The sequence below is a fragment of the Bradyrhizobium sp. Tv2a-2 genome (assembly GCF_000472425.1).
Classification (GTDB): Bacteria; Pseudomonadota; Alphaproteobacteria; order Rhizobiales; family Xanthobacteraceae; genus Bradyrhizobium.
On record NZ_AXAI01000014.1, the window covers coordinates 202,557 to 225,283 of the forward strand.

Sequence of the window (22,727 nt, forward strand, 5' to 3'; positions counted from 1 at the left end):
TGAACTTGCGACCACGCATCTCATTCATCAACGATCAGGATGCGGTGACGTCGTTCGCTATGCCCGTTTGTGAGCTTTCTGTGTGGAGCGTCGGCAACACCATCATTGGCTCGAAGCGTCATTCTTGTAGCCCGCACGGCTACCTATCCCTGCGGCGATGAGCGGGGAAAGGCGGTCAAGGGGCGCTGCTTCCGCGCCGTTTAACGCGGAAGGCATGTCGCCTGTTGGCCGCCTCGGACTTCCCGTCACGCAAGTTCTTAGTCTGGTCTTCAAGGGATTGTTTCGCTATGCGGCCCCTGTGTTCCCCAATGAACCTGTCTAGGATTGCGCGCCGTTCGGTCAGCCTTTGAGGGTGCCGACCTCGTCAGCGCCCATGAGGCGGCTGTAGCCCTCAACATCTGCTGCGAAGACTGCGATGAGGCGTCGGCCGACTGCCGTAGGGTCTGACATTGGCTTTCCTCGTCGCTAAGCCCTCACCCTTCCGGCACCCCCGCCATCTGCAGGCCTGTATAGACGCGCTCGCGTCCTGCGAGATACATCGGGTTGTCGCTCGATAGGTTGCGCTGAAACCGGCGGATGGTGAATGCTGGGTCAAGCGCAAGTCCCGCCTTCGCGGCAGCCCGCGCCTCATCCAACCGTCTCAGTAGCGCCAAGGCAGCGGCAAGGTTGAAATGTGTGTAAGGCATGTTGCGGTTCGCATCGATGCTCCGACGAAGCCACACGACCGCTTCCTCGTAAGCACCGACCTGCGATTTGGCGATACCGACGAACATCATCCATCGGAAGGCGCCGATATCGCGGGGCGAGAGGCGGAGCGCCTCGTGAATATGGGCTTCGGTTTCCACACCGCGACCGAGAAGATACTTGGCCCAACCAATACAAGCGTGGGCGTCGGCCAGATTTCGATCCAGAGCCAGCGCCTGCTCGCATTCGGATATGCCTTGGGCTGCGCGGTTTGAAAGGATGTGGACGATGCCCAAAACCATGTGAGCCACGGCATTGTCTGGGGCAAGCGACAGAGCTTTGGTCGAGACTGCTTCGGCCGCAGCAAATCCCGCAGCCCGGTTGTCATCGGTGAGATAACCGCCACCAATCGAAAGATCAAATAGCGCCGAGCCGAGTAGCGCTTCGATATTTCCGGGATCAAGCGCCAAGGCACGCTCGAAAAAGCCGCGTGCTTGCGTCAAGTTTTCGAGGGTCTGCCCCTTGTTGAAGCTGGCCCTGCCCAGGAAATACAAGTCCATCGCATCGGGATGAAGCATGTTTTCCGCTCGCCGTGCCTCAGCGGCCACGAGCTGGGCATTTAGCGCGTTAGCGAGCCTGGAGACGATTTCATCCTGCATTTCGAACAGGTCGGCGATCGGCTTGTCGAAGCGTTCGGCCCAGAGGTGATTGCCGGTCTCGGCGCCGATCAGTTGCACGTTGACCCGAAGCTGGTTGCCGCCCCGCTGCACCGAGCCTTCGAGCACATAGCGGACGTTCAACTCGCGGCCGATCTGCTTGAGGTCAACGGCCTTGCCCTTGTAGGTAAATGCGGTGTGCCGGCCAATGACGAATGAGCCACGGATGCGTGACAGGTCTGTGGTCAGGTTCTCGGTTACGCCATCGACGAAATAGTCCTGCTCAGGACCACCACTCAGGTTGGTGAATGGCAGCACAACAATGGAAAGACGAGGCGGTGAAAGCCCGCCCGGCCTCGCGCGCTCAGCCCGTATCGCCGCGCTACGTCCACTCCCGACGATGGCATAGGCCCGAACAGGGCGGTCGATGTTTTTGAGGCTCTGCTCGCCCAGATCGACGAACTCGACCGCGACCTTGCCGCGAACCTGTTCGTAGGCAGAAGATGATATGCAGATGCCACCCGGCTCGGCGATCCCCTCAAGCCGCGCGGCGACGTTGACACCATCGCCAAGAATGTCCTCGCCCTCTATCAGGATGTCGCCGAGATTGATCCCGATCCTGAAGAGCATACGCCCGTCCTCAGAGACACCTTCGTTCCGCTCACCCATCACCGCCTGCACCGCGACAGCGCATTCGACCGCGTCGACCACCGAGGGAAACTCAAGCAACACGCCATCCCCCGTGGTCTTCACGAGGCGACCCCCGTGTTTCGCCACGAGGGCGTCGATAATATTGCGGTGTTCGCGGAGGGTGCGTGCGGTACCAACCTCGTCGAGGCCCATGAGCCGCGAGTAGCCTGCCACGTCGGCTGCGACTATGGCTGCCAACCTGCGTCCGACCCTGCCTGGATGCGCCTTGGCCATGGCACGCGATCCCGTTCGCAGGGCCATTATGTACGATGGAACCGTCTCTTGCCACAGGGCGCCACGAGACTCCCCCGCGAAAACCGATGCTCATGCCTTCAGATGACTTGCGGACTCCACTGGTGGGTGTTGGGCGGCCCGCTGTCTGCCGATCACAAGGGGCGCGCCACCCGCAGAATCGTCCGGGCATATCGCGCTTTGATGAGACTGTCGTCTTGCATGCGGCAGTCAGCGGATCATTGAGTCGTCAAACAGGGTAAGGGCGAACTACGTTGTCCCCCAAATCGCCAGCGCAAGGGCAATAACAAACGCGATCGATATGAGGGCCCGCCGCCCCATGCCTGCGATATGGCCTTCCTATAATGTCATTTCCCCGCCCCGGGAAAGGCTCAGGAATATTGCGCGGCACCAAGGGAGCCACGCGGACGCCGGATTGAGCCCTTGGGTACCCCGAGTTATCCACAGAGATACCGAAGCAGGAGCATTTGTTAACTATCAGAAAATGCGTATGATTTGGTCGTTGTCATGGGAACTATCCACAGACGTAAGGCGCGTTCCAAGCCTGACGCGTCTTTGCAGTTGGCAGGTGATTGATGGGCCAAGTCATCCAGTTTCGCCGCCGCGTCTCAAACCCTGTCACCTTGGACATGGCGCATGCCGCCCTGCAGATCTACGTCGCAGTCCTTTTACTCGCCGTGGAGATGCAGCGGGTTCAGTTGACGCTGCTGTCGGAAGCATTGGAAGGATAATTGACGGCGCTCTGCGCGTGTTGCCTCGCCTTCTCCGCAAAGACCGCCCCCCGGCTCTAGGTGCGCTTCAGGCGTCTGGGGCGCGACTGGCGTGTGACCGGGATCACTGCTCCGCGGAGTGAATCGTAAGACTGTCGCGAAAGCAGCTATTTGCTGGAACGCAGGTCTTCGAGGAACGCACTCAAATGAATGTCATCATTCGGAAGCTCAATGGCCTGTGGCACCTCATCGTCGGGTCGTGTCAGATCCGAACTCCGTTCCTGGAGACTCAGGACCGGGCGCTGGTCGTGACCTACGCCCGGCGCGTCTACCCGGGAGCCAGGATCTTCGAGCGCGACTGACGTGAGCGTTGCGCCCCACGTACGATCCTTTGAGTGGAAGCGCTGCACGGTCCACGCATCGATATGACAAATGAGTTCACCGGAAAGCACCGATCAGTGTCGTCGTCGTAGCGCAGACCCACCTTGGATATGTTGTCGCCACTCGACCCGACAAAGACTTGGCCGCCTAGGGGAAGCCCGTTCGGCGCGAGCGTCGCCGCGCACGGAGAGCGGCTCGCGACCGCACGAATTCAGCTCGAGGAACACATCACCGATCCGTCGAAGGTCTTCAATCGCCCAACGGTGATGCGCCGCGATCAACCAGCAGAGCACGCTCTTTACCTTAGCCAGCCGCTGCACTGCCGATTCCTAACGGCTCAGCAATACGGAGAGGGACGGTCCCCTGTTGGCGGTCTCAAGGAGCTGAAGACGGCAGCACGTAGTGGTACTCGATGGTCACCAACCGCGCTTGCATCGAGCCCTGGAGCGACAGGGCATGACCCGATCCTCTCGCTTCGACCCCGACCCGACCGAGAGCGTCTCGCCGTCCTAACGCGTACCGCGGAGGGCGCCCCTGTTTTTCGCGTGCCTGCTTAGTCGCGACCTTTTTGTAACACCGAACGCAGACGTTGAGCTAGTTCGGATAAACGGAACGGCTTGTGAATAATTGGAAACTCATCGACCGCCGCGTGATGAGTGAGCAAGTCTCCCGCGTAGCCCGACGTAAGCAGTACCTTGATCGTGCCGCTCCGTCGCTTCGCTTCGCGGGCAAGCTCGACACCATTGGGTCCATTCGGCATGACGACATCGCTGAACAGGAGGTCAAATTGCCCGCCGCTATCGAGAATCCGGATGGCTTCGGTACCATTGCGGGCGGAGCGAACCTGATAGCCGGAGCCGGTCAGCATTTCTGATGTGACCTCCAGCAGATCCTCGTTGTCCTCGACTAGAAGAATTCGCTCGGAGCCTCCGAGCATGGTCCGTATTTCGTCGGCTTCCGCCTCGCCGTAGGTCTCCTGCGCTGCTTTCGGCAAGTGCAGGGCGATCGTGGTGCCCGCGTTGGGCGCACTTTCGACTGCAATATACCCACCGGATTGCCGGACAAAGCCATAGACCATGCTGAGACCGAGACCGGTGCCCTTGCCGACCTCCTTGGTGGTGAAGAAGGGCTCAAAAATCCGCTCCCGTACCTCCGGAGACATCCCCTCGCCAGTGTCGGCGACGGACAGCCTTACATATGATCCAGGCGGACACCCAGCGACTGCTCCCTCATCCAGGACGACGTTCCGCGTCTCGATCTCGAGCACGCCGCCGCGCCGCATCGCATCGCGACCGTTGAGCGCGAGATTGAGGAGGGCTGTCTCCAGCAGGGACGGGTCGACCTGGCACAGCCACAGTCGCTCATCGGTTTTTAGCTTGACCTCGCATCCTGACCCGACGGCCTGACGGACGAGCCCCAGGAAATCGGAGATCAGCTCGTTGACGTTGATTAGTTTGGGGTTCAGGTCTTGTTGTCGGGAGAAGGCGAGGAGCTGTGCGGTGAGCTTTGCGCCCCGATCGGCGGCGCGCCGAGCGCTTACGGCGAAACGCCGAACCTTGCCGTTGTCCGCAGCATGCTCGATTAGATCTAGGTTCGCGGAAACGACGGCAAGCAGGTTGTTGAAGTCATGGGCAACACCGCCCGTAAGCTGACCGACGGATTCCATCTTTTGGCTCTGATGAAGCTGCTCCTCAACCAAGCGCCGCGCTTCGAGTGCACGCTTGTGTTCAGTGATATCTCGAAACAAGACTGCGATGCCTTCGCCGGATGAAAATGCATGGACGTCGTACCAGACATCGCGGTAGAACGTCTCGAAGGAAGCCACACGTTGTTCGGCTATCGCCTCGTGAAATTGACTTCCGATTTTTGGATCAATCGCATCCGGAAAAGTCTCGCAGAGGTTCTTCCCGATGAGGTCGTCTTCTCCGGACAGTCTCGCCCTCGCCCTCTCGTTAAGATAAGTGATACGCCAACTTGGATCGACGATGACGACACAGTCCGTCATACACTCAAATATCGTCGTGATCCGAGCCGCCGCCTGCTCGGCTTTTTCTTTGGCGGCTTCGGCCTTTTCCTTGGCGTCGTGGAGTTCGTATTCACGATCCGCGAGCGCATCGGCCATCCCGTTGAATGCTTCGCCGACCCTGGTAATTTCCGACCGTTTGTCCCGGATATCCGCCCGACAGGCGTAATCACCGAGCCGCCATTGGTTGGCAGCTTCGACCAACTGGCGAAGTGGGTGTTGGATGAACCGACGGGCGCCAAGCCACGTTAGCGCCAACACCACGGACGTGCTTAGGACGATCAGGAGGATGCCCGACCGCGTACGACGTCGGATCGCACCGAAAGCCTCCGACTTGTCGAGACCGATCGTGACAATAAGCCCACCGTCGCCAGCTTTCAAAACAGAGTAACCAACAATCCGCTGCACACCATCAACGTCGAGCGTGTCAATTGTGCCCGAATGATCCGGGTCGAAGGAACGGTCACCGGGTATCTTCCGCCCGACGAACCGACCGTTATCTGGGTGACGTACGAGGTAAGTTCCCTTGCGGTCTCTAATCGCGATTGCCGCGCCCGACGGGATACCCATGTGCACCGCGAACTCGGCGAGCCAATCCAAGTTGAGTCCGGTTATGATGGCGCCAGCCATACGGCCTTCATCATCATAAAATGGCAAGGCAAATGGAATGAGTTGCCTGCCGGTTAATACACCCGTCGAGAACTGTCCGACCGCGAAATGACCGCTCCTCGTGGCGTTAACGAAGTCGGCCCGGCCAGCAACGCTCCCGCTTTCGCCACTGGTGCTACAAACGGATTTGCCACTCATGTCCACGACGATAAAATGGAACGCCGGATAGCGCTGCTTGGTAGCAAGAAGATATTTGCTGCATGTTTGGGAATCCCTCGCCTTGATCGCCGGCAGCTCCGAGAGCGCGATCAGTACCTGATGAATTGCCTCAACAATTTCTAGCTGCTGGGCGGCGGCGAGCTTGGCGAGGTTGAGTGCATGCTCCTCCACTTCGCTTTGCTGCAAGCGATGAAGGTCAAACTGATTGTAAGATTCAATGGCGATTGCGGGCAGAAGCGCGACCGCCACCAATAGAAACAGGCGCAACAGTAGGGTCACAGGCGATTTCCAAGATCAAACTTCCTGGAGCTGCTTGGCGCCGGATGTCGCGTGCAGCACTTCGAAAGCACCTCCTCCAAAAAAGCTCGCTGCGCAAACGAGTGGTCGGCGTATGTTAATTGCATATATGACATTCGGCGCAACGTCAGTTAATGAGAATCGTGTTACAGTTGTAATCGTCGGAGAAAAGGCAGGATCTCCCGGTTGCATCTGATGCCGTTTAGCAGTTCAACGCCGGGCTCGCTGGGTTCGACAGAAGACATCGTTCGTTGAGGCGCTCGGCCAATCTGGCGACCGTTTCTTCAGGCCATTTCGCGACGATAGCGTCCGCCAGCGCGCCGTAGACCGGACGGCCGAAGGTCCGGGACCGGCATTTTGCACCAGCGTACCTCTGGTCGTGAGGCCGCGATCTTATGCGCAGGCGATCGAAATGTCCTCGAGCGGGATGCCGGAAACTTTGGTGGTCCAGCGTTCGCCCGGTGCGACGGGCATCGCGAGCGTCAACGTCCCGGTCGAGATGATCTCTCCGGAGCGCAGCGCCGGATTAAGCGGATCCTTTTCCAGCAACTCAACCAGGTGACGCAGCGCGTTCAGCGGGCTATCTAGCACCAGCGCCCCGCCCCCGCGCTGCACGAGTTTGCCGTCGCAATAGAGTTCGGCCTGGAACGTCGATAGCTCGCGAAGCCACTCCGCCTTGCGCGGGGTTATCGCGTGACGCTTTCCGACCAGCAATGCGCCGTGAACGCCGTTGGCGGCGACCGTGTCCGACGCTGAGAACTTCCAGTCGGGATAGATCGATTGCACGATTTCGTAGCCGAGAGCGACCCAATCCAGGCAATCGAGCAACGCGTCGTCGCTTGTAGCGCAGGCCGGTGTCGTTTTGATACCGAACATGATCTCCGGCTCGATGCGGGGCTCCAGGAAATCGGCCAGCGCAAAGGAATGCTTGTCCGCGAGATCGTAGGTGGCGCGACTGGTCGCGTAACCCCAGACCGGAGAGTCGACGCCGAACGGCTTCCACATCTGGCGGTTCGTAAAGCCGATTTTTCTGCCCGTGATAGTTTCGCCGCGGCTCTCGAAAGCGGCGCGAAGCAGCGGCGTGACTTGGTACGCTTGAGCCAGATTTAGTCCACCGGGTCGCGATGAGAATGTCGGGATCTGCGCGCGGTCGGCCAGCGAGATGAGGACTTCCTCGGCGATTTTTGCGATGTCGGGGTGTGCGACCATATTTGAACTTTATACTGGAGCGATAGCGATCGTCCATCGCTGGTGCGCCGGCGACTCAAGCCTTCCCGGCGCGGCCTTGGTCACATCTTTTCAAGGCGCTCGCGCAGTAGCCAGAGCCTATCGGTGCCCCAGAACAGCTCGCCGGTCTTGTCGACGACGAACGTGGGCACGTCGAAGACGCCGCGTTGTATTCTTGGAGGTTCTGGAAGTGGCGGAGCCCGGCGACGTCCTTATATCCGGGCCTCACCCGACGTGAACTATTTTGAAATGGGATCCGACATGCGTGCTGGCGGCAGCGGCTTTAAGAGTCACATGCAATTTTCTCGCGCGTTCGGCAGTCCCACGCAGCATGCGGTTTGTTTAGGCAACCCCACTGTTTCAGCGTCTCAAATGCATATCTCAAGCCCCTCCGCTATGGTAGATTAGCCTTGGGCGCGATTGGAGAATTGCGGAAATGCTGCTCAAGATGCCTTTTTGTGAAAGAGACTTAGCACGCGCTCGTCAAATCCTAAATTCATGGACGAAGGAATCGGGCAGGAAGAGGCTCTCAAGCGATGAAGCGGACACTATCGTAAGGATGATCGCACAGGGCATCGCGGGGGGCCGAAGAGAAGGTCTCGAGATGGCAGCGGCCCTGAATGCAAACCAAGGCGGCCTCCGAGGCACGGGAACGGGTGCGTTCGGCGCTGATTGCCTCGATGAGCGGAAGAACGATCTCGGCGCCAAGTTGTAAGTTGGTCACCATGTTTTCGACGAACCGGCTCTGATCGGGCGTCTGCTTGCGCTCGCTTCATTGCGGTGGAGACCTTCTCCTTTCAAATATATTGGACCCCTAAGCTGGGGTCGATTGGGCAGGCGTGGCTGCCCGTCTCGATCTCGGCGGACGATAGTGGGGACTCGGCCCATCGGATTACGCGCTAAATGCTCGGGAAGGCGCTGATCGCCGTGGCCTAGGTCCATAAGCTTTACAACGTAGGGAATGCCTGCCTCTTCAAGTGCGATGGACACACGCAGGCAGTTTCCAGTGTTGGCGCCATAAAGCTCGATTGGGATCATATCTGCGCGGTCCTGGCTCATCTGCAAAGCTCAGCGACTGCGCGACAGGGTTTTGTCAAACGCTGCAGAGAAGCCGTCCGACGTCAGAAATCGCAGCGCCTCGCGCAAGGATTTGGAATCGGTGCGGCCGAAGGCGGCCTCAAATCCTTTCTGGGCTTTCTCCCACAGGGCGTCGGTTTCGGCGAGCTTTGCGTGGCCGCGCCGGGTAAGGGTTATCAGCCGACTACGTCGATCAGCTGGATCGATGGCGATATCAACAAGACCCTCGCGCTCCAACGGTTTCAATGTGTGGGCGAGTGCGCCAGAGTCCATTATCAGGGCCTCCGCCAGTTCGCCGACCGTGGCGGATTCTGACCGTCCGACCTCAGCTAGAATCGCGCGCTGCGTCGTCTTGATGCCGCCGGGGGCCAAAGCTGCGTCGTAAAGCTGCGAGATACGGCGTGAGGCTTTGCGCAGCGCCGTGCAGTTGCACGCGCTGCTCTTCGAGTCTGCGTCCTGCTTCCGTCTGCTTTCCATCACTTCACCTGGTTCAGGCCTTGCATCGGATTAGAAGCATATACAGATATTCAACCTCAAATGCAAGCATATGCAGGTAATGTCGCCTGCCTCGGACAATCAGGAGACCCACCATGCCCCTCGTTCGTATCGATATCCGCAAAGGCAAGGATGCCGACTACCGGGATGCCATAGGCCGTGCGGTCTATAACGCACTCGTGAGCGTCGGCGTACCGGAGAACGATCGCTTCCAGGTGGTTGGCGAACACACTGACGAAAATTTCCTGTTTGACCCGGACTACCTCGGGATTCATCGGAGCGACGATCTGGTGATGATCCAGATCACCTGGAACGAGGGTCGCACGGTCGAGCAGAAGAAGTCTCTCTTCAAGACCATCGTCGACGGCCTGGCGGCGAAGCCCGGCATCCGGCCGGAAGACGTCTTGATCAACCTGGTCGACGTCAAGAAGGAGAACTGGTCGTTCGGCAACGGCGTCGCACAATACGCGCCGTGAGTGCGCCGCCGGCGCGTCGGGACACAGCGCGGGCGACGAAGTTCCGTACCACGAGCGACTTTTCGCCGCGCCGGCAGGCGAGCGCTGGTGGTGCCGTCGCGTTGTGCCCGGCGGTCTCCCGATAACAACGACATGCCAGACGAATCGGCAAGCGCTTGGCAGGAACGTCGGAGGGTCTTGCAATGCCGGCGACGTGATCGCGCGCATTGACGATCGTGACTACCGTATTGCGCTCGATCGGGCACGGGCGCAGGTGGCGAATGGTGCGGCCAGCATCCAGAACATCGATGCGCAGATCAGCGTCCAGAAGGCGCAGATCAGTGCCAACCAAGCCCAACTGGACCAGGCGCAAGCGGCGCTGGTTTTTGCACAGCAGCAGGACGCGCGCATGTATCCCCCCGGCGCGGAGGTCGGCACGTCGGAAGTCATCACTGGGCGCTGGCTCAGCCGCAAGCGAAGCCGATTTATCCTCGCGACAAAAGGCGGCGGCAAAATGGGTCCGGCCGCCTGGGATGCAGGCAATTCGCGCAAGCATCTTCTGGATGCTATTGACGCCTCACTGCGCCGTCTCAAGGTCGATTACATCGACCTTTACCAGTTGCATCTGGACGATCCCGCCACGCCGCTCGACGAAATGGTTGAGGCGATGGACACGATCGTCCGCTCGGGCAAGGCGCGTTATATCGGCGTATCAAATTTCCTCGCCTACCGTCTGGCAAGGGCGCTCGGACGGCAGGACGCACTAACGCTGACGCGCTTCGTTTCGGCCCAACCGCGTTACAACCTTCTGTTCCGGGAGTGCGAGCGCGAACTTCTCCCGTTGGCCACCTCGGGGCTCGTGCCTGGCGCCCGGGCTCCGTAATGGAGCTTACAACCGACGCAGCTGCGGGCAGGTCTTAAGATCTGCTTTTGCGAGATTTTTATGGTTGTTCGATTTTCGACTTTTGCAACAAAATCGGCCAGAAGCAGAAGTCGAATATCGCCAAAGGCGACCAGACATGAATGACGGCGCACGAATTTCAACTGGTCCAAGGTCAATCGGCAGCTTTTCCCGCAATGTCCGCTTGCCTCTCACCGCTATTAGATTGTCTAGCTGCTCGGTACCGACCAGGCGACAGGCCGTGATATCGATGGAACAGCTTGGAAAATGCCGCCGCTGTCTCGTAACCGACGCGGCTGGCGATCCGTGCAATGGGCTCATCGCTGGTTTCCAGCAGGAACGCCGCTTCCGCCATCCGACGCTCGATCACATAGCGGTGCATGGACTGGCCAACGAGCTTGGTAAAGCGCGCCGAAAATACCGAGCGGCCGAGCCCCACGCGGTGGCCAAGATCGCTCAGTGTCCAGGGCTGCTCCGGGTTTTCGTGAATCAGCTTCAGCGCGGGTCCGATATGAGGGTCGGATATGGCCCCAATCCAGCCGCCTTGTCCGGGACTGAGAGACGCGATCCAACTTCGGAGCGCCTCGACAAAGAGCACTTCGGTCAGTCGTGAAAGCGCGACGCTCTGGCCAGGACGCTCGTGCGCGGACTCGCTGACCATGCGGTGCAAGATTGCTTCCAGCCAACCACCGTCCGCCGTCGGCTTCAGCAGGAGCACGGGCGGAAGCAGCTCCAGCACACTGCCAAACAGCGGACGTGAAACAGTGAAATTGCCGCAAATCAGGGTCGAGAGCGGCTTTGCGCCTCTGCCGTGACGGATGACGCCAAGACGCGGCGACGATCGGTCGATATCCATAATCCGCAAAGGTTTGGCCCGGCGATCCGAATAGAACATATGGGGCTCTCCGCGCGTGATGACGACAAAATCGCCCTCGGTCATATGGATTTCCTGTCCCTGTCCAACCGCGAGGGTCGCCGAGCCTTGGCTGAGATAGTGAAACAGTGCGTAGGGGCGCGCCGGCAACTCAAGATGCCAGGGGTGGCCGAGTTCGAAGTGAAAGAGCAGCGTCCCGCCGAGACGAACGCGATCGAGCACTTGAGCGAGTATATCCATGCCGCCGAGATTAGACCGGGTGGACGATAGGACACAACAACTGGACGATCGATCCCTATCGTCCGAAGGGGCCGCGGAATAGGTGATGTCGCGGCGGGCCGCCGTTAAGTGCGGCAACCATTTCGCCAACGGCAGATGGAAGAACCGCGACCGTGCTGGAAACGCCCTGTCATTCCACCGGACTGTTCGTCCGACATGCCAACAGGAACATTCGATGCTAAATATCCTCCTTTTTGCTGCCACCGTACTCCTGGCCGGAACGACATTGGTCAGCTCCGTTCATTCCGCCGAACCACCCAAGGGAGCAGACCTCAACATCGTGCTCGTGCACGGCGCTTTCGTAGATCAGACGAGTTGGCAACCCGTTGCCGACATTCTCGCGAAGAAGGGATACAACGTCACGCTCGTCGAAAATCCGCTCACCTCCCTAGCGGCTGATGTCGATGCCACCAAACAGGCGCTTGCGAAGCAAAACGGCAAGACCGTCCTCGTCGGCCACTCCTGGGGTGGCGTGGTCATTACGCAAGCCGGTAACGATCCGAAGGTGTCGGCGCTCGTTTACGTCTCCGCTTTCGCGCCTGACGTGGGACAATCTCTGGCGACCCTCGCCAAGAGCGGTCCGGCAACCGAAGGCACCGCGGCGATTCATCCTGACGACAAGGGTAACCTCTACATTGATCCGAAGGTGTTTCCTTCCGCGGTCGCGGCTGACCTTCCGCCGCAGATCGCCGAATCCCTTGCGAACCATCAGCTTCCATTGAATCACGTAGCGTTCGAGGCGCCCGTCGACATTGCCGCCTGGCATGACAAGCCGACGTTCTACGTGATCAGCACCAAGGACAAGGTGATCGCACCCGAAGCGCAGAAGCTTTTCGCCGCCAGGATGAAGGCGCAGACGACGGAAGTCGCCGGCAGTCATGCTTCGCTCGTCGTCCATGCCAAGGAAGTCGCCGCGGTGATTGAAAAGGCCGCACTCGCGAAGTGACGGTAACGCTCCCGGCGCTAGTGCGCCGGGAGCGCGCACGATCGCTCAGAGAAATGCGGAACGCACCGGAAGGCGGCGCAAACCAGCCAAAACTGTCAAGCGCCAGCGACATCCTGGAGAAGATCCTCGATCGCTACGCCTCACCCGTCCCTTACTCGATCATTTTGTGCCAGGTATCCGGAGATTGATATGACTCAACTCGACATCACGGGGCAGAACGCAGCCACGCTCGAAACCGCGCCGACCCGCTACATCGAAGGCTACGGGATACGCTTCGCCTATCGTCGGCTCGGCCCCGCTACCGGAACGCCCCTGGTTCTCCTGCAGCACTTCTCGGGCAACATCGATGGATGGGATCCTGCCGTCGTCAACGCTCTCGCCACCGATCGCCCTGTAATCGCATTTGACAACGCCGGGGTCGGTCTCTCGACAGGCCAAACGCCTGACAATATCGCAGCGATGGCGAGAGATGCAGTCGCCTTCATCAATCGGCTCAGCCTTTCTGAGGTCGACCTGCTGGGCTTTTCTCTCGGCGGCTGCGTCGCCCAACAGATCGCCGCCGAGCACGGACAGCTGGTCCGGAAGCTCATTCTTGTCGGCACCGCGCCGAAAGGCGGAGAGGAACATCTGTTGGCGGTCCTGCAGCAGGCGTTTTCTCAAACCGATGCGCCGGACCCCCGCCTGCCGCTGTTCTTCACAAACTCGTCCGCCAGCAAGTCGTCAGGCTTGGCTTTCCTCAAGCGCTTGAAGGTGCGTAAGGACGATCGGGACACCGATAACGGCAGCGCGGTCACCGACCCGCAGGCCAAGGCGCTGATCACCTGGTGCGCCACCCCTGATCCTGAGCACGCCATTCTGCGCACCATCCGCCAGCCCGCTCTTGTGGTCAGCGGCAGCCACGACACCATGCTGCCCGCGAATAACGCTTGCGCAATGTTCAGGGAACTCAGCAACGCTCAATTGGTCCTCTATCCCGATTCAGGGCACGGCGCCCTGTTTCAGCACCACGAGATGTTCGTCAGCCACGTCCGGACCTTCCTGGATTCACAACCCGCGGCCGCATGACCCGTTCGACGCGATCAGACGCACTTTATCCATGAGAGTTGTTACGGAGAACAAATGACAATCGCTAAAGTCGAGGTAGAACGTTTCACCCTCACGAGCTCAAAATCATTCGACGCTGTTGTGGCCGCGCTCAAGTCGGCGGTCGGACAACCCAACATGGTCGACTTTTTCAAGGAGACAAAGGCGACAAATTCCTTCCGGGATTTGGAGCGCGTTGTACGAAGCGGCCTCGGCCGAACGGATCTTATGCTCTTCGCAGAGTTCGACTTGGGCGACATTCTGCGTCGCGAAACCGGATCCAAGGCGCCCAAAATCATGCGGTTCGTGGTCGGCAATCCACTCATCATGAAAGAAATGGTCAAGCACGTGCCCGATGCTGGATCTTACGCTCCAGTCACAGTGCTCATTGATGAGCGTCCCGACGGCGTGCACGTCGCTTATGACAAAATGGAAAGTTATCTCCGGCACTACGGCAGCTCGGAAGCCCTTGCCGTCGCGCAAGATCTCGATGCGAAAATCACAACCTTGCTACGCGAATGTGCAAGTTAAAAAGCCCTGATGACGTCTTCGGCCGATGGAAGCGGGTAACTCGTTAATGGCGGAATCAAGATCAGCTTGATCATCCAGCAACTACAAGGCGCATTGTATCGCGTCGTATCGTGACGCAATCGCCCGTCCCGTCTCAGACGATCCACTGGGCGCGCGTGCGGCCAAGCAAATGGCTCTACCGGCATGCGGCCTCGCGGCAATGGTCGGAATAACTATCAGCCATATGACCGCGGAACGCGTATCCGAACCCTTCGATCCCCATGCAACATCCCGGACTCAGATCAATCGTTCCGAGTGACCGCCTCCCACCGCGCCTTTTGCGCCGAAAGCGTGAGTCAACTCGTCGACCCGCTTGATGTGCGCCACTGCGGCGCGCGCGCCGCCGGTTTTGTTCATCAAATCGAGCGTCACGTCATCATCGTCGCGAACCGGCGTCAGCGCCTGATCCGTATAGCGATAGCGTTCGGGATCACGTAAGGCCTTAACTGCGTCCGCTGTCAGCGTCGTCAGAGCAGACAGAATCCTGAACGTCTTCCGAATAGTGTCCCAGGCAAGACGCGGCCAGAACACCCAGGCCGGCTCGGGCGGCAAACCTGGTCGCCGTTCTGTCGGATGTCGGAGCCGGACAACGCCGCCCTGGAGCGGATGCAAACCCTCCAACCCGACGGCCAACGAGAAGTTCAGGAGCAACTTGACCATGCTGGATACTCTCCCTGGAGTTGCAGCGGTCCGGCGCAGCAATCTCTGCATATGCTCCCTGGAATAATAGAGGCGCCATGCTTCCTGATAGATCGCGGCCCACTCCTCGCGGGTCATGTTCGGATGATCGCAGCAGACGTGCTCCAGATCATATTTGTTTAGATCGGGATCCATATCGATTCTTTTTGACCAAAGCGTCCGGTGATCCTCTGAGCCGGGTAACGGCGTGAGACAGAAGAACTCTATAATGTCGAGCGGCAGCTCGCGCTGAATGATTTCGATGTCGCGACGGATCGAGGTCGGCGTGTCGGCGGGGAAACCCAGGATATATCCGGCCAGCGTAAAAATCCCCTGTGCTTTCCACGCCAGCATCATCTTGCGATATTCGGTGATCTTGTTCTGGCGTTTTTTGGCGGCAGAAAGGTTGTCCGGGTTGATGTTTTCGAGGCCGATGAAAACCCGCGTGACGCCGGCGCGCCTACATTTCTCGATAAAATTCGGCAACTTGTGACACAAGGTGTCGACCTGGATCATCAAGCCGAGCGGAATCCCGTCGACCTCTCGAAGCTTGATGAGACGATCCAGGATGAGCTCCCACTCCTTGTTTCGCGCGAAGTTGTCATCGGTGATGAAATACTTGGAAACGCCCTGAGCCCAATTGGCGCGGACCAGCTTTTCGACGTCATCGGGTGAACGGTAGCGCGACTTGCGGCCCTGGACGTTGATGATCGTGCAGAACGAGCACTGATACGGACACCCCCGTCCAGCATCGAAGCTTGAGCCCAACCCGAGCGTGCGGCGAATGTTGGCAATGGGCAGGAATGGCACCGGAGCACCTTGGATGCCCGGCAGATCTTTCAGGAAATCGTAGACTGGCTGCAGCTGCCCTGCTGCTGCATCGCGCAGCAAAATCTCCAAGCGCCCCTCTGCTTCGCCAGCGAAAATCGATACGCCCATGTCCCGGCAGGCATCGAGTCCGACGGCGTTACCGTCGAGCATTGACAGACAGCCGGAGACATGGAAGCCCCCAATCGCAACCGGAACGCCGGCCGAGCGCAACGGGCGCGCCAAGTCAAGAGCTCGAGGATACTGATTGGATTGCACACCAACCAGGGCCACCAAACCAAAATTGTTGTGACGTCGAAACCGCTGCACCAGTTTGCGGATCTCAATGCGCTGGCTGAACTCGTCGACCGCTTCAAGATCAATGTTGACGCCGGGTCCGAGCACCTGACGGTCGATGCAGTCAAGCGCCGCGCCATAGACCGCAGCCAGGGAATTCGACGGTATTATCGCGCGCCACCAGCGGATCACATAGCCGTCGTCGCCATAATGCGACGGTTTGATCAAAGCAAGCTGAAATCTACGCGGCGCCGAATTTGGTGTCTGCATTACCGTACCCCCAAATACCAGTTCGGATGATGAAAAAAGCGTCTAACTCAAAACCACTCTGATCAGCCGGTCGCTTCTGCAAGCGCGTCTCCGATGCATGCACGACAAATTCGGGAAGCCCATCGCGCCGGATGGTGACAAGGACGGTCTGCCGGTGCAGGGCCACGCCAGCCGGCAGGCGGGTCTGAACGGCCCCAGCAGCGCGCTCAATGAGCGTGCCGCATTACCGCGCAATTACCACCGGCGGAAAAATCGTTGCATGCGTAACGCTGACTGATCAAAACGCCAATTGAGCCGGTCGCATCTCGATCGCGTTGCGACGGCGGCCCAAGTTCCTGCTCGTACGAGCGAGAGTGCGCTATGGGCACACGAGGATGGCGGCCGGAGCGCGCAAAATTGACGGCCTCCGAATGGATTCGGGGCTTTGACTTGATTGCCAGCGCGTTTCACCGCCAGAGTTCGTCCGCTTCGCGTCTGCGTCATGCAGGCAACCCGGTCGAATGGCACGACGTTCGGGAGGGCTGTCCCGATAGTTCAGCTCTGAAAGGTTCTTTGTCGTCACGGTGCACACGCCGCCCTCTGGCGGGCTCCCAACCATCGAAAGGCAGCGGAATTCGCCATTCCAAATGAAGCGATACGATTTAAATCAGTAATATCAAGTGGCTGGGGCGGGAGGGATCGAACCTCCGAATGGCGGAATCAAAATCCGCTGCCTTACCGCTTGGCTACGCCCCAACTGGCCGGGAACGCAGGCGACGGCATGATGCCGCCGCGCTGCTTCGCACACCGCCGGTCTATAGGGGGAGACAAGCCATTTCAACAGGCTAGACAAAATTTCGCACGCGGTATTTCCGCTGGTTCGCCCTTGATATGAGCAAATTCTCCGCCGCTCTCCCGCCTCGCGACGCGCCCGCCCCTGCATTCCCTCCCGTGTCCCTGTCCCGGCCGTCTTGCCGCAGCCCGCTTTCCTGGCTCCGCAGGCATTGCCTGCGGCTTCCCGGGCAGTTGAGATCACCCCGGTTTCGTGGGAAGACGGCACCGTATCAGGGATCAAGGAAACGAGGCTTCGGTCATGACCTATCAGGCGCCGATCAAGGACATCCTGCTTGCGCTCAACCATGGCGCGGGCCTGAAGGCTGCGGTGGAGGCCGGCCACTACGGCGATTTCGACGGCGACATTACTGAAGCCGTGCTGGAGGAAGCCGGCAAGTTCGCCTCCGACGTGCTTGCCCCGCTCAACCGCGTTGGCGACGAGCATGGCATCAAGCTCGATGCCGGCACGGTGACCACCGCCCCCGGCTGGCCCGATGCCTACAAGCGCTGGACCGAGGCGGGCTGGAACGCGGTCTCGGGTCCGGAGAATTTCGGCGGCCAGGGCCTGCCGCTTGCGATCAACGCCGCCTGCACCGAGATCTGGAGCGCCTCCAACATCGCCTTCGGCCTCTGCCCGTTGCTTACGCTGTCCGCGATCGAGGCGCTGGATGCGCATGGCAGCGCCGAGCTGAAGCAGATCTATCTCTCCAAGCTGATCTCCGGCGAATGGACCGGCACGATGCAGCTCACCGAGCCGCAGGCCGGTTCCGATGTCGGCGCGCTGCGCACTCGCGCCGACCGCGCGCCCGACGGCACCTATCGCCTGAAGGGCACCAAGATCTTCATCACCTATGGCGAGCACGACATGACCGACAACATCGTGCATTTCGTGCTGGCCCGCCTGCCCGATGCGCCCGCGGGCACCAAGGGCATCTCGCTGTTCCTCGTTCCCAAATTCATGGTCAATGCCGATGGCTCGCTCGGCACGCGCAACGACATCTACGCAAGCGGCGTCGAGCACAAGCTCGGCATGCATGCCTCGCCCACCTGCACCATGACCATGGGCGATCATGGCGGCGCGATCGGCTACCTCGTCGGCGAGGAAAACCAGGGCATGCGCTGCATGTTCACCATGATGAACCAGGCCCGCCTCGGTGTCGGGCTCGAGGGCGTCGGCATCGCCGACCGCGCCTATCAGCAGGCGCTCGGCTATGCGCAGGAGCGCCGCCAGGGCCGCGCGGTCGGCTCGAGCGGCAACGGCTCGGACGTCATCATCGCGCACCCCGACGTGAAGCGCATGCTGATCCAGATGCGCGCCATGACCGCGGCCGCCCGCACCATCTGCTACGCCACAGCCGTTGCGCTCGACGTCGCGGTGCGCGCCAAGGATGCCAAGGTGCGCAGCGAGGCTGCCGCCCGTGGCGCGCTGCTGACCCCGATCGCAAAGGCCTTCTCCACCGACATCGGCAACGAGGTCGCCTATCTCGGCGTGCAGGTGCATGGCGGCATGGGTTTCATCGAGGAGACCGGCGCCGCCCAGCATTCCCGCGACGCCCGCATCACCGCGATCTATGAGGGCACCAACGGCATCCAGTCGATCGACCTTGTCACGCGCAAGCTCGCCGCCAATGGCGGGGCGTCGGTGTGGGCACTGCTCGCCGAGCTCGACCGGATCGTGAAGCAGGTCGAGGGCTCGAACGATCCCGCCTTCGGCACCACAGGGCAAAAGCTGCGCGATGCGCTGCTCTCGCTCGAACGCGCCAGCCGCTGGCTGCTCGAGCGGGTTGGCACAGCGCCGAACGATGCACTGGCCGGCGCCACGCCTTATCTGCGGCTGTTCGGCGCCACGCTCGGCGGCTGCTACCTGGCGTCCGAAGCGCTCGCCGCGCGCGCCGAGCACCTCGGCGATCCCCAGCGCTACGTGGCGCTGGCGCGCTTCTTTGCCGAAAACGTCACAGTGCAGGCGCCGTCTTTGGAGAAGAGTGTGACCGATGGCGCGGAGACGGTGAACGGCGCGGATGCGGTGTTGCTGGGGTAGCGCTTTCCGCACGGTCGTCCCGGCGAAGGCCGGGACCAATACCGCGGAATCGCGACGTGGTGCTTGGCGGCATACAATCATCGCACTAACGACAGCCTGTGATCCACTAACGACAGCCTGTGATCATGGGCCGCCTTGCCGGCTCGGAACGAGGCACACAGTACTCTCGATTCTAGATTTCGAAAAACAGAATTATATTCGGCTCGGAGGATTGACAGGAATTCGCGCTCGGCGCCCGGGCGGGCAAATCGCTTGTTCCAACCGGCGCAAATTACAACCGCAATAAAACTCCTCCGTTCAGTTAATTGAACAATCGGCCGTGCTGTGCCAATACTGTCGGCGAGAACCCATTGCATTGATTCATTTTTGGCGCGCGGGCTGAACCCATGATTGCTTTGAAACGGGCCCACAGCAAGGGCGGCAGGCCGCCGCTTGAGCGGGCGGGCGAGGTCGAGGAGCGCATTCTCGACGCGGCGCAAGAGGTTTTCGTCAGGCGCGGCTTCGAGGGCGCAAGCGTGGACGAGATCGCGCAGACGGCGCGCGCCGGTAAGCCCACCATCTATGCCCGCTACGCGAACAAGGAATCGCTGTTCGAGGCCGTGATGGCGCGTCAGGTGGCGCGAAACACGCAGTTCGAGAATCTGGTGCCGCAGGGGCGCAGCCTTCAGGCCAGGCTCGTCAATCTCGGCATTGCACTGATCGAGCGAACCCTCGACGGCGAGACCATCGGCCTGATGCGCTCCGGGATAGCGGAAGCCGAGCGCTTTCCGGACCTCACCCGCCGCATCAACGAGATGGCGCGCAAGCGCGCGGCGGCCAACCTCGCAAAACTGCTCGGCGAGCTCGCGCGCGAGGAAGGCATCGCAGCCCGGGGCGCCTTTTCGCCCGACAGGATCACCGACACGGCGCGGATATTTCTCGACCTCGTGCTGTTTGCCATGCTGTTCAGCCGCCTGCTCGGCGAAGACGTAAAGGCGCTGAAGAAGGAGCTGCCGGCTTACGTCCGCCAGCGCGTCGAATTTTTCCTGGAGGCTTGCGGCCGGGGGTAGAACACCCAGGGCAGCCCCATACGCCGCATGGACTCGGCAACGGCGACCTTGCTATCATCCTGCGCGCAGGCCGAGAACCATTTCACCAGGCAACCGGGAGACGGGACATGGCGCGGATCCTTGTCCTTGGCGCGGGATTTGCCGGCCTGTGGGCCGCGATCGGCGCGGCGCGCCAGCGCGACGAACTTGGCAAGTCGCGCCACGATGCCGAAATTCTCGTCATCGACCGCAATCCCTATCACAACATCCGGGTGCGCAACTACGAGGTCGACCTGAGCGAGGCCGCCATTCCGCTCGCCGAGCTGCTCGATCCCATCGATGTCGACCACAGGGTTGCCGAGGTCAGCTCGATCGAGCCGGCAACGCAAGAGGTCATCATTGCAACGAGCCACGGCCAGGAGACTTTGCATTATGACCGGCTGGTGCTGACGCTTGGCAGCGAGCTGGTACGCCCCGCAATTCCGGGGCTTGCCGCCAACAGCTTTGACGTCGACACCTATGAAGCCGCAGCGCGGCTCAACAACCATCTGGCGGCCCTCGGCAGGCAGGTGCCGTCACCGCAGCGCGCAACGATCGTGGTGGTGGGCGCGGGCTTTACCGGCATCGAAGTCGCGACGGAGATGCCGGCCAAATGCGCAAATGCCGGCGTCAGCGATCCCCGCATCATCCTGGTCGACCCCAACCCGGTCGTCGGTGCGACGATCGGCGACCACGGGCGTCCCGTGATCAGCGAGGCGCTGGCCTCGCTTGCCGTCGAGACGCGGCTGGGCGTGAGGATCAGCGCGGTCGATGCGCGTGGCGTCACGCTCAACTCGGGCGAGTTCATCCCTGCGCAAACGGTGGTGTGGTGCGCGGGCATGGCCGCCAATCCGCTCGCCGCGACGCTCGCTGGCGAGCACGACCGGCTCGGCCGCATCGACGTCGATTCCTTCATGCGGGCCAAGGGCCTCTCGAACGTCTTCGCCGCCGGCGATATCGCATCCTGCGTCGTCGATGGCACACATGCGACAGTCATGTCGTGCCAGTTCGCCCGTCCAATGGGCCGCTTCGCCGGCCATAACGTAGTGGCCGATTTGTTCGGACAACCGATGCTTCCGCTTGTCATCGACTGGTATGTCACCGTGCTCGATCTCGGCGGCTGGGGCGCGCTGTACACGGTCGGCTGGGATCGACAGGTGCACGCGACCGGCGCCGCCGCCAAGGTGACCAAACAAACCATCAACCACAAGCGTATCTATCCGCCGCGCAACGGCAGCCAGCGGGCCCTGTTCGACGCCGCAGCACCGACCATCCAGGCGCCGCCGGTGACGCGGACTACGTCGAAGAGTTGACTGGGCCTGGCGATTGCACGGGCGCGCCTAAAATTAGGCGTAAGGATCGGTTGGATATCCTGAATAGACCAAGCTGGAACTGGCGATTAGAAGTCCTTCCATCTTGCTGACAGTCTGGACGATCGCGCTCTGCGGCTCGCCGGTCAAAAGTTGCTGCTTTAGCTCAACGAGAGCCTGGTTCGCGCCATTAAGTCGGCGGGCCAGCGTCGTCGCGACATAAAGCATCGCGATCGGATTTTGCGTGAGCAGCGTGGTTCCGTCGGCTACGTGAAACAGGGAGGTTTCTAACGTGCGCACGTCCGCGGCGTGCGGCTGGTCTAGCAAGACCGAGAGTTCACCGAACACCGCGCCGGGCTCCGCCACCCGCGCAATCTCGTGCCCTTCTTTGATAATTGCGACATTTCCCTTTTTGAGGATTAGCAGCCGACCCGTCCTGGAACCATCAGCGATCACCGTTTCGCCGACTTGGTAGGACGCTAGCGGAAGTGTGGAGAGACTATTTTGGAATGCATTGTCAGGAATAAGAGACATGTCACGGTCTCCAATCGTTTAGGCTTTGCCTGCTGAACCAGCAGCGAAGAAGTGACAGCAAAATTGACCAGCCGTAAAGCGGCGGGGCTCCGGTCTGACTGTATCAAAGGCATCAGCCCGCCGCCGCAAATATCGGGTCGGCGGCGCTCAATGCGGCGCTGAGGCTGTCGCCTTTTGGCCCTTCGCCACCTATTGCGCCGCCGCGCGAGCTTGGTGGCTGACGGGGGGTTTAACTGATCGCCGCAACACATTCTGCGAACTTCTCAGCTGGGGTTTGAAAGAGCAAGGTCTTTCGTGGCCTTTCATTGAGCTGCTTGGCGATCGCGCTGAGCTTGGCCTGGCTGTACAATGACAGATCGATGCCACGCGGAAGATACTGGCGCAGCAATCTGTTGGTATTTTCGTTTGACCCGCGCTGCCAGGGACAGCGAGGGTCGCAGAAATAGACATCGATCTTGGTAGCTAATGTCAGACGCTGATGATCA

At 60.4% G+C, this 22,727-nt stretch carries 20 protein-coding genes and 1 tRNA gene; 11 read left to right on the plus strand and 10 right to left on the minus strand.

The features are described 5' to 3' along the window. Positions 1-473 precede the first annotated feature (473 nt). Positions 474-2,264 (minus strand): adenylate/guanylate cyclase domain-containing protein, encoded by a 1,791-nt coding sequence (locus A3AI_RS0127645; protein WP_024518696.1) that lies wholly within the window; start codon positions 2,262-2,264, stop codon positions 474-476. 593 nt (positions 2,265-2,857) lie between these two features. Between A3AI_RS0127645 and A3AI_RS47985 the strand changes: the two genes are divergently transcribed. Both A3AI_RS47985 and A3AI_RS48865 read left to right on the plus strand, forming a co-directional pair. Next, positions 2,858-3,013, plus strand: a complete 156-nt coding sequence (locus A3AI_RS47985; protein WP_156927971.1) for a hypothetical protein — start codon at positions 2,858-2,860, stop codon at positions 3,011-3,013. Between the two features lie 185 nt (positions 3,014-3,198). Further along, positions 3,199-3,354, plus strand: coding sequence for a hypothetical protein (locus A3AI_RS48865; RefSeq protein ID WP_198030225.1), 156 nt, complete (start codon positions 3,199-3,201; stop codon positions 3,352-3,354). A gap of 572 nt (positions 3,355-3,926) precedes the next feature. On the opposite strand, the gene A3AI_RS0127660 is transcribed toward A3AI_RS48865, so the two are convergent. From A3AI_RS0127660 to A3AI_RS0127680, 4 genes are all read right to left on the minus strand, one after another. After that, positions 3,927-6,503 (minus strand): ATP-binding protein, encoded by a 2,577-nt coding sequence (locus tag A3AI_RS0127660; RefSeq protein WP_024518697.1) that lies wholly within the window; start codon positions 6,501-6,503, stop codon positions 3,927-3,929. A 411-nt stretch (positions 6,504-6,914) separates the two neighbouring features. Then, complete coding sequence (locus A3AI_RS0127665; protein ID WP_024518698.1) at positions 6,915-7,730, minus strand: 2-keto-4-pentenoate hydratase; 816 nt, start codon at positions 7,728-7,730, stop codon at positions 6,915-6,917. A gap of 738 nt (positions 7,731-8,468) precedes the next feature. Then, positions 8,469-8,807, minus strand: a complete 339-nt coding sequence (locus A3AI_RS50305) for a glutathione S-transferase N-terminal domain-containing protein (protein WP_198030227.1) — start codon at positions 8,805-8,807, stop codon at positions 8,469-8,471. 9 nt (positions 8,808-8,816) lie between these two features. Beyond that, a complete protein-coding gene (locus A3AI_RS0127680) occupies positions 8,817-9,302 on the minus strand; it encodes a MarR family winged helix-turn-helix transcriptional regulator (protein ID WP_024518700.1) in 486 nt (161 codons plus the stop codon). A gap of 113 nt (positions 9,303-9,415) precedes the next feature. Between A3AI_RS0127680 and A3AI_RS0127685 the strand changes: the two genes are divergently transcribed. Then, positions 9,416-9,796 (plus strand): tautomerase family protein, encoded by a 381-nt coding sequence (locus A3AI_RS0127685; RefSeq protein WP_024518701.1) that lies wholly within the window; start codon positions 9,416-9,418, stop codon positions 9,794-9,796. Positions 9,797-9,989: 193 nt separating this feature from the next. Next, positions 9,990-10,658 carry an aldo/keto reductase gene (locus A3AI_RS47995; protein ID WP_198030228.1) on the plus strand — a complete coding sequence of 223 codons (669 nt, stop codon included), beginning with the start codon at positions 9,990-9,992 and terminating at the stop codon, positions 10,656-10,658. Positions 10,659-10,830: 172 nt separating this feature from the next. On the opposite strand, the gene A3AI_RS0127695 is transcribed toward A3AI_RS47995, so the two are convergent. Next, a complete protein-coding gene (locus tag A3AI_RS0127695; protein WP_024518712.1) occupies positions 10,831-11,790 on the minus strand; it encodes an AraC family transcriptional regulator in 960 nt (319 codons plus the stop codon). A gap of 214 nt (positions 11,791-12,004) precedes the next feature. Between A3AI_RS0127695 and A3AI_RS0127700 the strand changes: the two genes are divergently transcribed. The 3 genes from A3AI_RS0127700 to A3AI_RS0127710 all read left to right on the plus strand — a co-directional run bounded on the left by A3AI_RS0127700 (position 12,005) and on the right by A3AI_RS0127710 (position 14,389). Next, positions 12,005-12,775, plus strand: a complete 771-nt coding sequence (locus A3AI_RS0127700) for an alpha/beta fold hydrolase (RefSeq protein WP_024518702.1) — start codon at positions 12,005-12,007, stop codon at positions 12,773-12,775. A 189-nt stretch (positions 12,776-12,964) separates the two neighbouring features. Further along, entirely contained in the window at positions 12,965-13,840 is an 876-nt protein-coding gene (locus tag A3AI_RS0127705; RefSeq protein WP_024518703.1) for an alpha/beta fold hydrolase, read from the plus strand. A 54-nt stretch (positions 13,841-13,894) separates the two neighbouring features. Further along, a complete protein-coding gene (locus A3AI_RS0127710; RefSeq protein WP_024518704.1) occupies positions 13,895-14,389 on the plus strand; it encodes a DUF302 domain-containing protein in 495 nt (164 codons plus the stop codon). A gap of 276 nt (positions 14,390-14,665) precedes the next feature. On the opposite strand, the gene A3AI_RS0127715 is transcribed toward A3AI_RS0127710, so the two are convergent. Further along, positions 14,666-16,480, minus strand: a complete 1,815-nt coding sequence (locus tag A3AI_RS0127715; RefSeq protein ID WP_024518705.1) for a B12-binding domain-containing radical SAM protein — start codon at positions 16,478-16,480, stop codon at positions 14,666-14,668. Positions 16,481-16,577: 97 nt separating this feature from the next. Here A3AI_RS0127715 and A3AI_RS0127720 point away from each other — a divergent pair, with 97 nt between their 5' ends. Then, positions 16,578-16,757, plus strand: coding sequence for a hypothetical protein (locus tag A3AI_RS0127720; protein ID WP_024518706.1), 180 nt, complete (start codon positions 16,578-16,580; stop codon positions 16,755-16,757). A gap of 383 nt (positions 16,758-17,140) precedes the next feature. Here A3AI_RS0127720 and A3AI_RS0127725 read toward each other — a convergent pair. Next, positions 17,141-17,215: transfer RNA gene (locus tag A3AI_RS0127725), tRNA-Gln, on the minus strand. A gap of 337 nt (positions 17,216-17,552) precedes the next feature. Between A3AI_RS0127725 and A3AI_RS0127730 the strand changes: the two genes are divergently transcribed. The 3 genes from A3AI_RS0127730 to A3AI_RS0127740 all read left to right on the plus strand — a co-directional run bounded on the left by A3AI_RS0127730 (position 17,553) and on the right by A3AI_RS0127740 (position 21,711). Continuing rightward, positions 17,553-19,331 carry an acyl-CoA dehydrogenase family protein gene (locus A3AI_RS0127730; RefSeq protein WP_024518707.1) on the plus strand — a complete coding sequence of 593 codons (1,779 nt, stop codon included), beginning with the start codon at positions 17,553-17,555 and terminating at the stop codon, positions 19,329-19,331. Positions 19,332-19,717: 386 nt separating this feature from the next. Then, entirely contained in the window at positions 19,718-20,380 is a 663-nt protein-coding gene (locus tag A3AI_RS0127735) for a TetR/AcrR family transcriptional regulator (protein ID WP_024518708.1), read from the plus strand. 107 nt (positions 20,381-20,487) lie between these two features. After that, entirely contained in the window at positions 20,488-21,711 is a 1,224-nt protein-coding gene (locus A3AI_RS0127740) for an NAD(P)/FAD-dependent oxidoreductase (RefSeq protein ID WP_024518709.1), read from the plus strand. 33 nt (positions 21,712-21,744) lie between these two features. Here A3AI_RS0127740 and A3AI_RS45465 read toward each other — a convergent pair whose 3' ends face one another. Beyond that, positions 21,745-22,242, minus strand: a complete 498-nt coding sequence (locus tag A3AI_RS45465; RefSeq protein WP_024518710.1) for a Crp/Fnr family transcriptional regulator — start codon at positions 22,240-22,242, stop codon at positions 21,745-21,747. A 229-nt stretch (positions 22,243-22,471) separates the two neighbouring features. Beyond that, a partial coding sequence (locus A3AI_RS0127750) for an IS30 family transposase (RefSeq protein WP_024518711.1) occupies positions 22,472-22,727 on the minus strand: 256 nt, incomplete at its 5' end.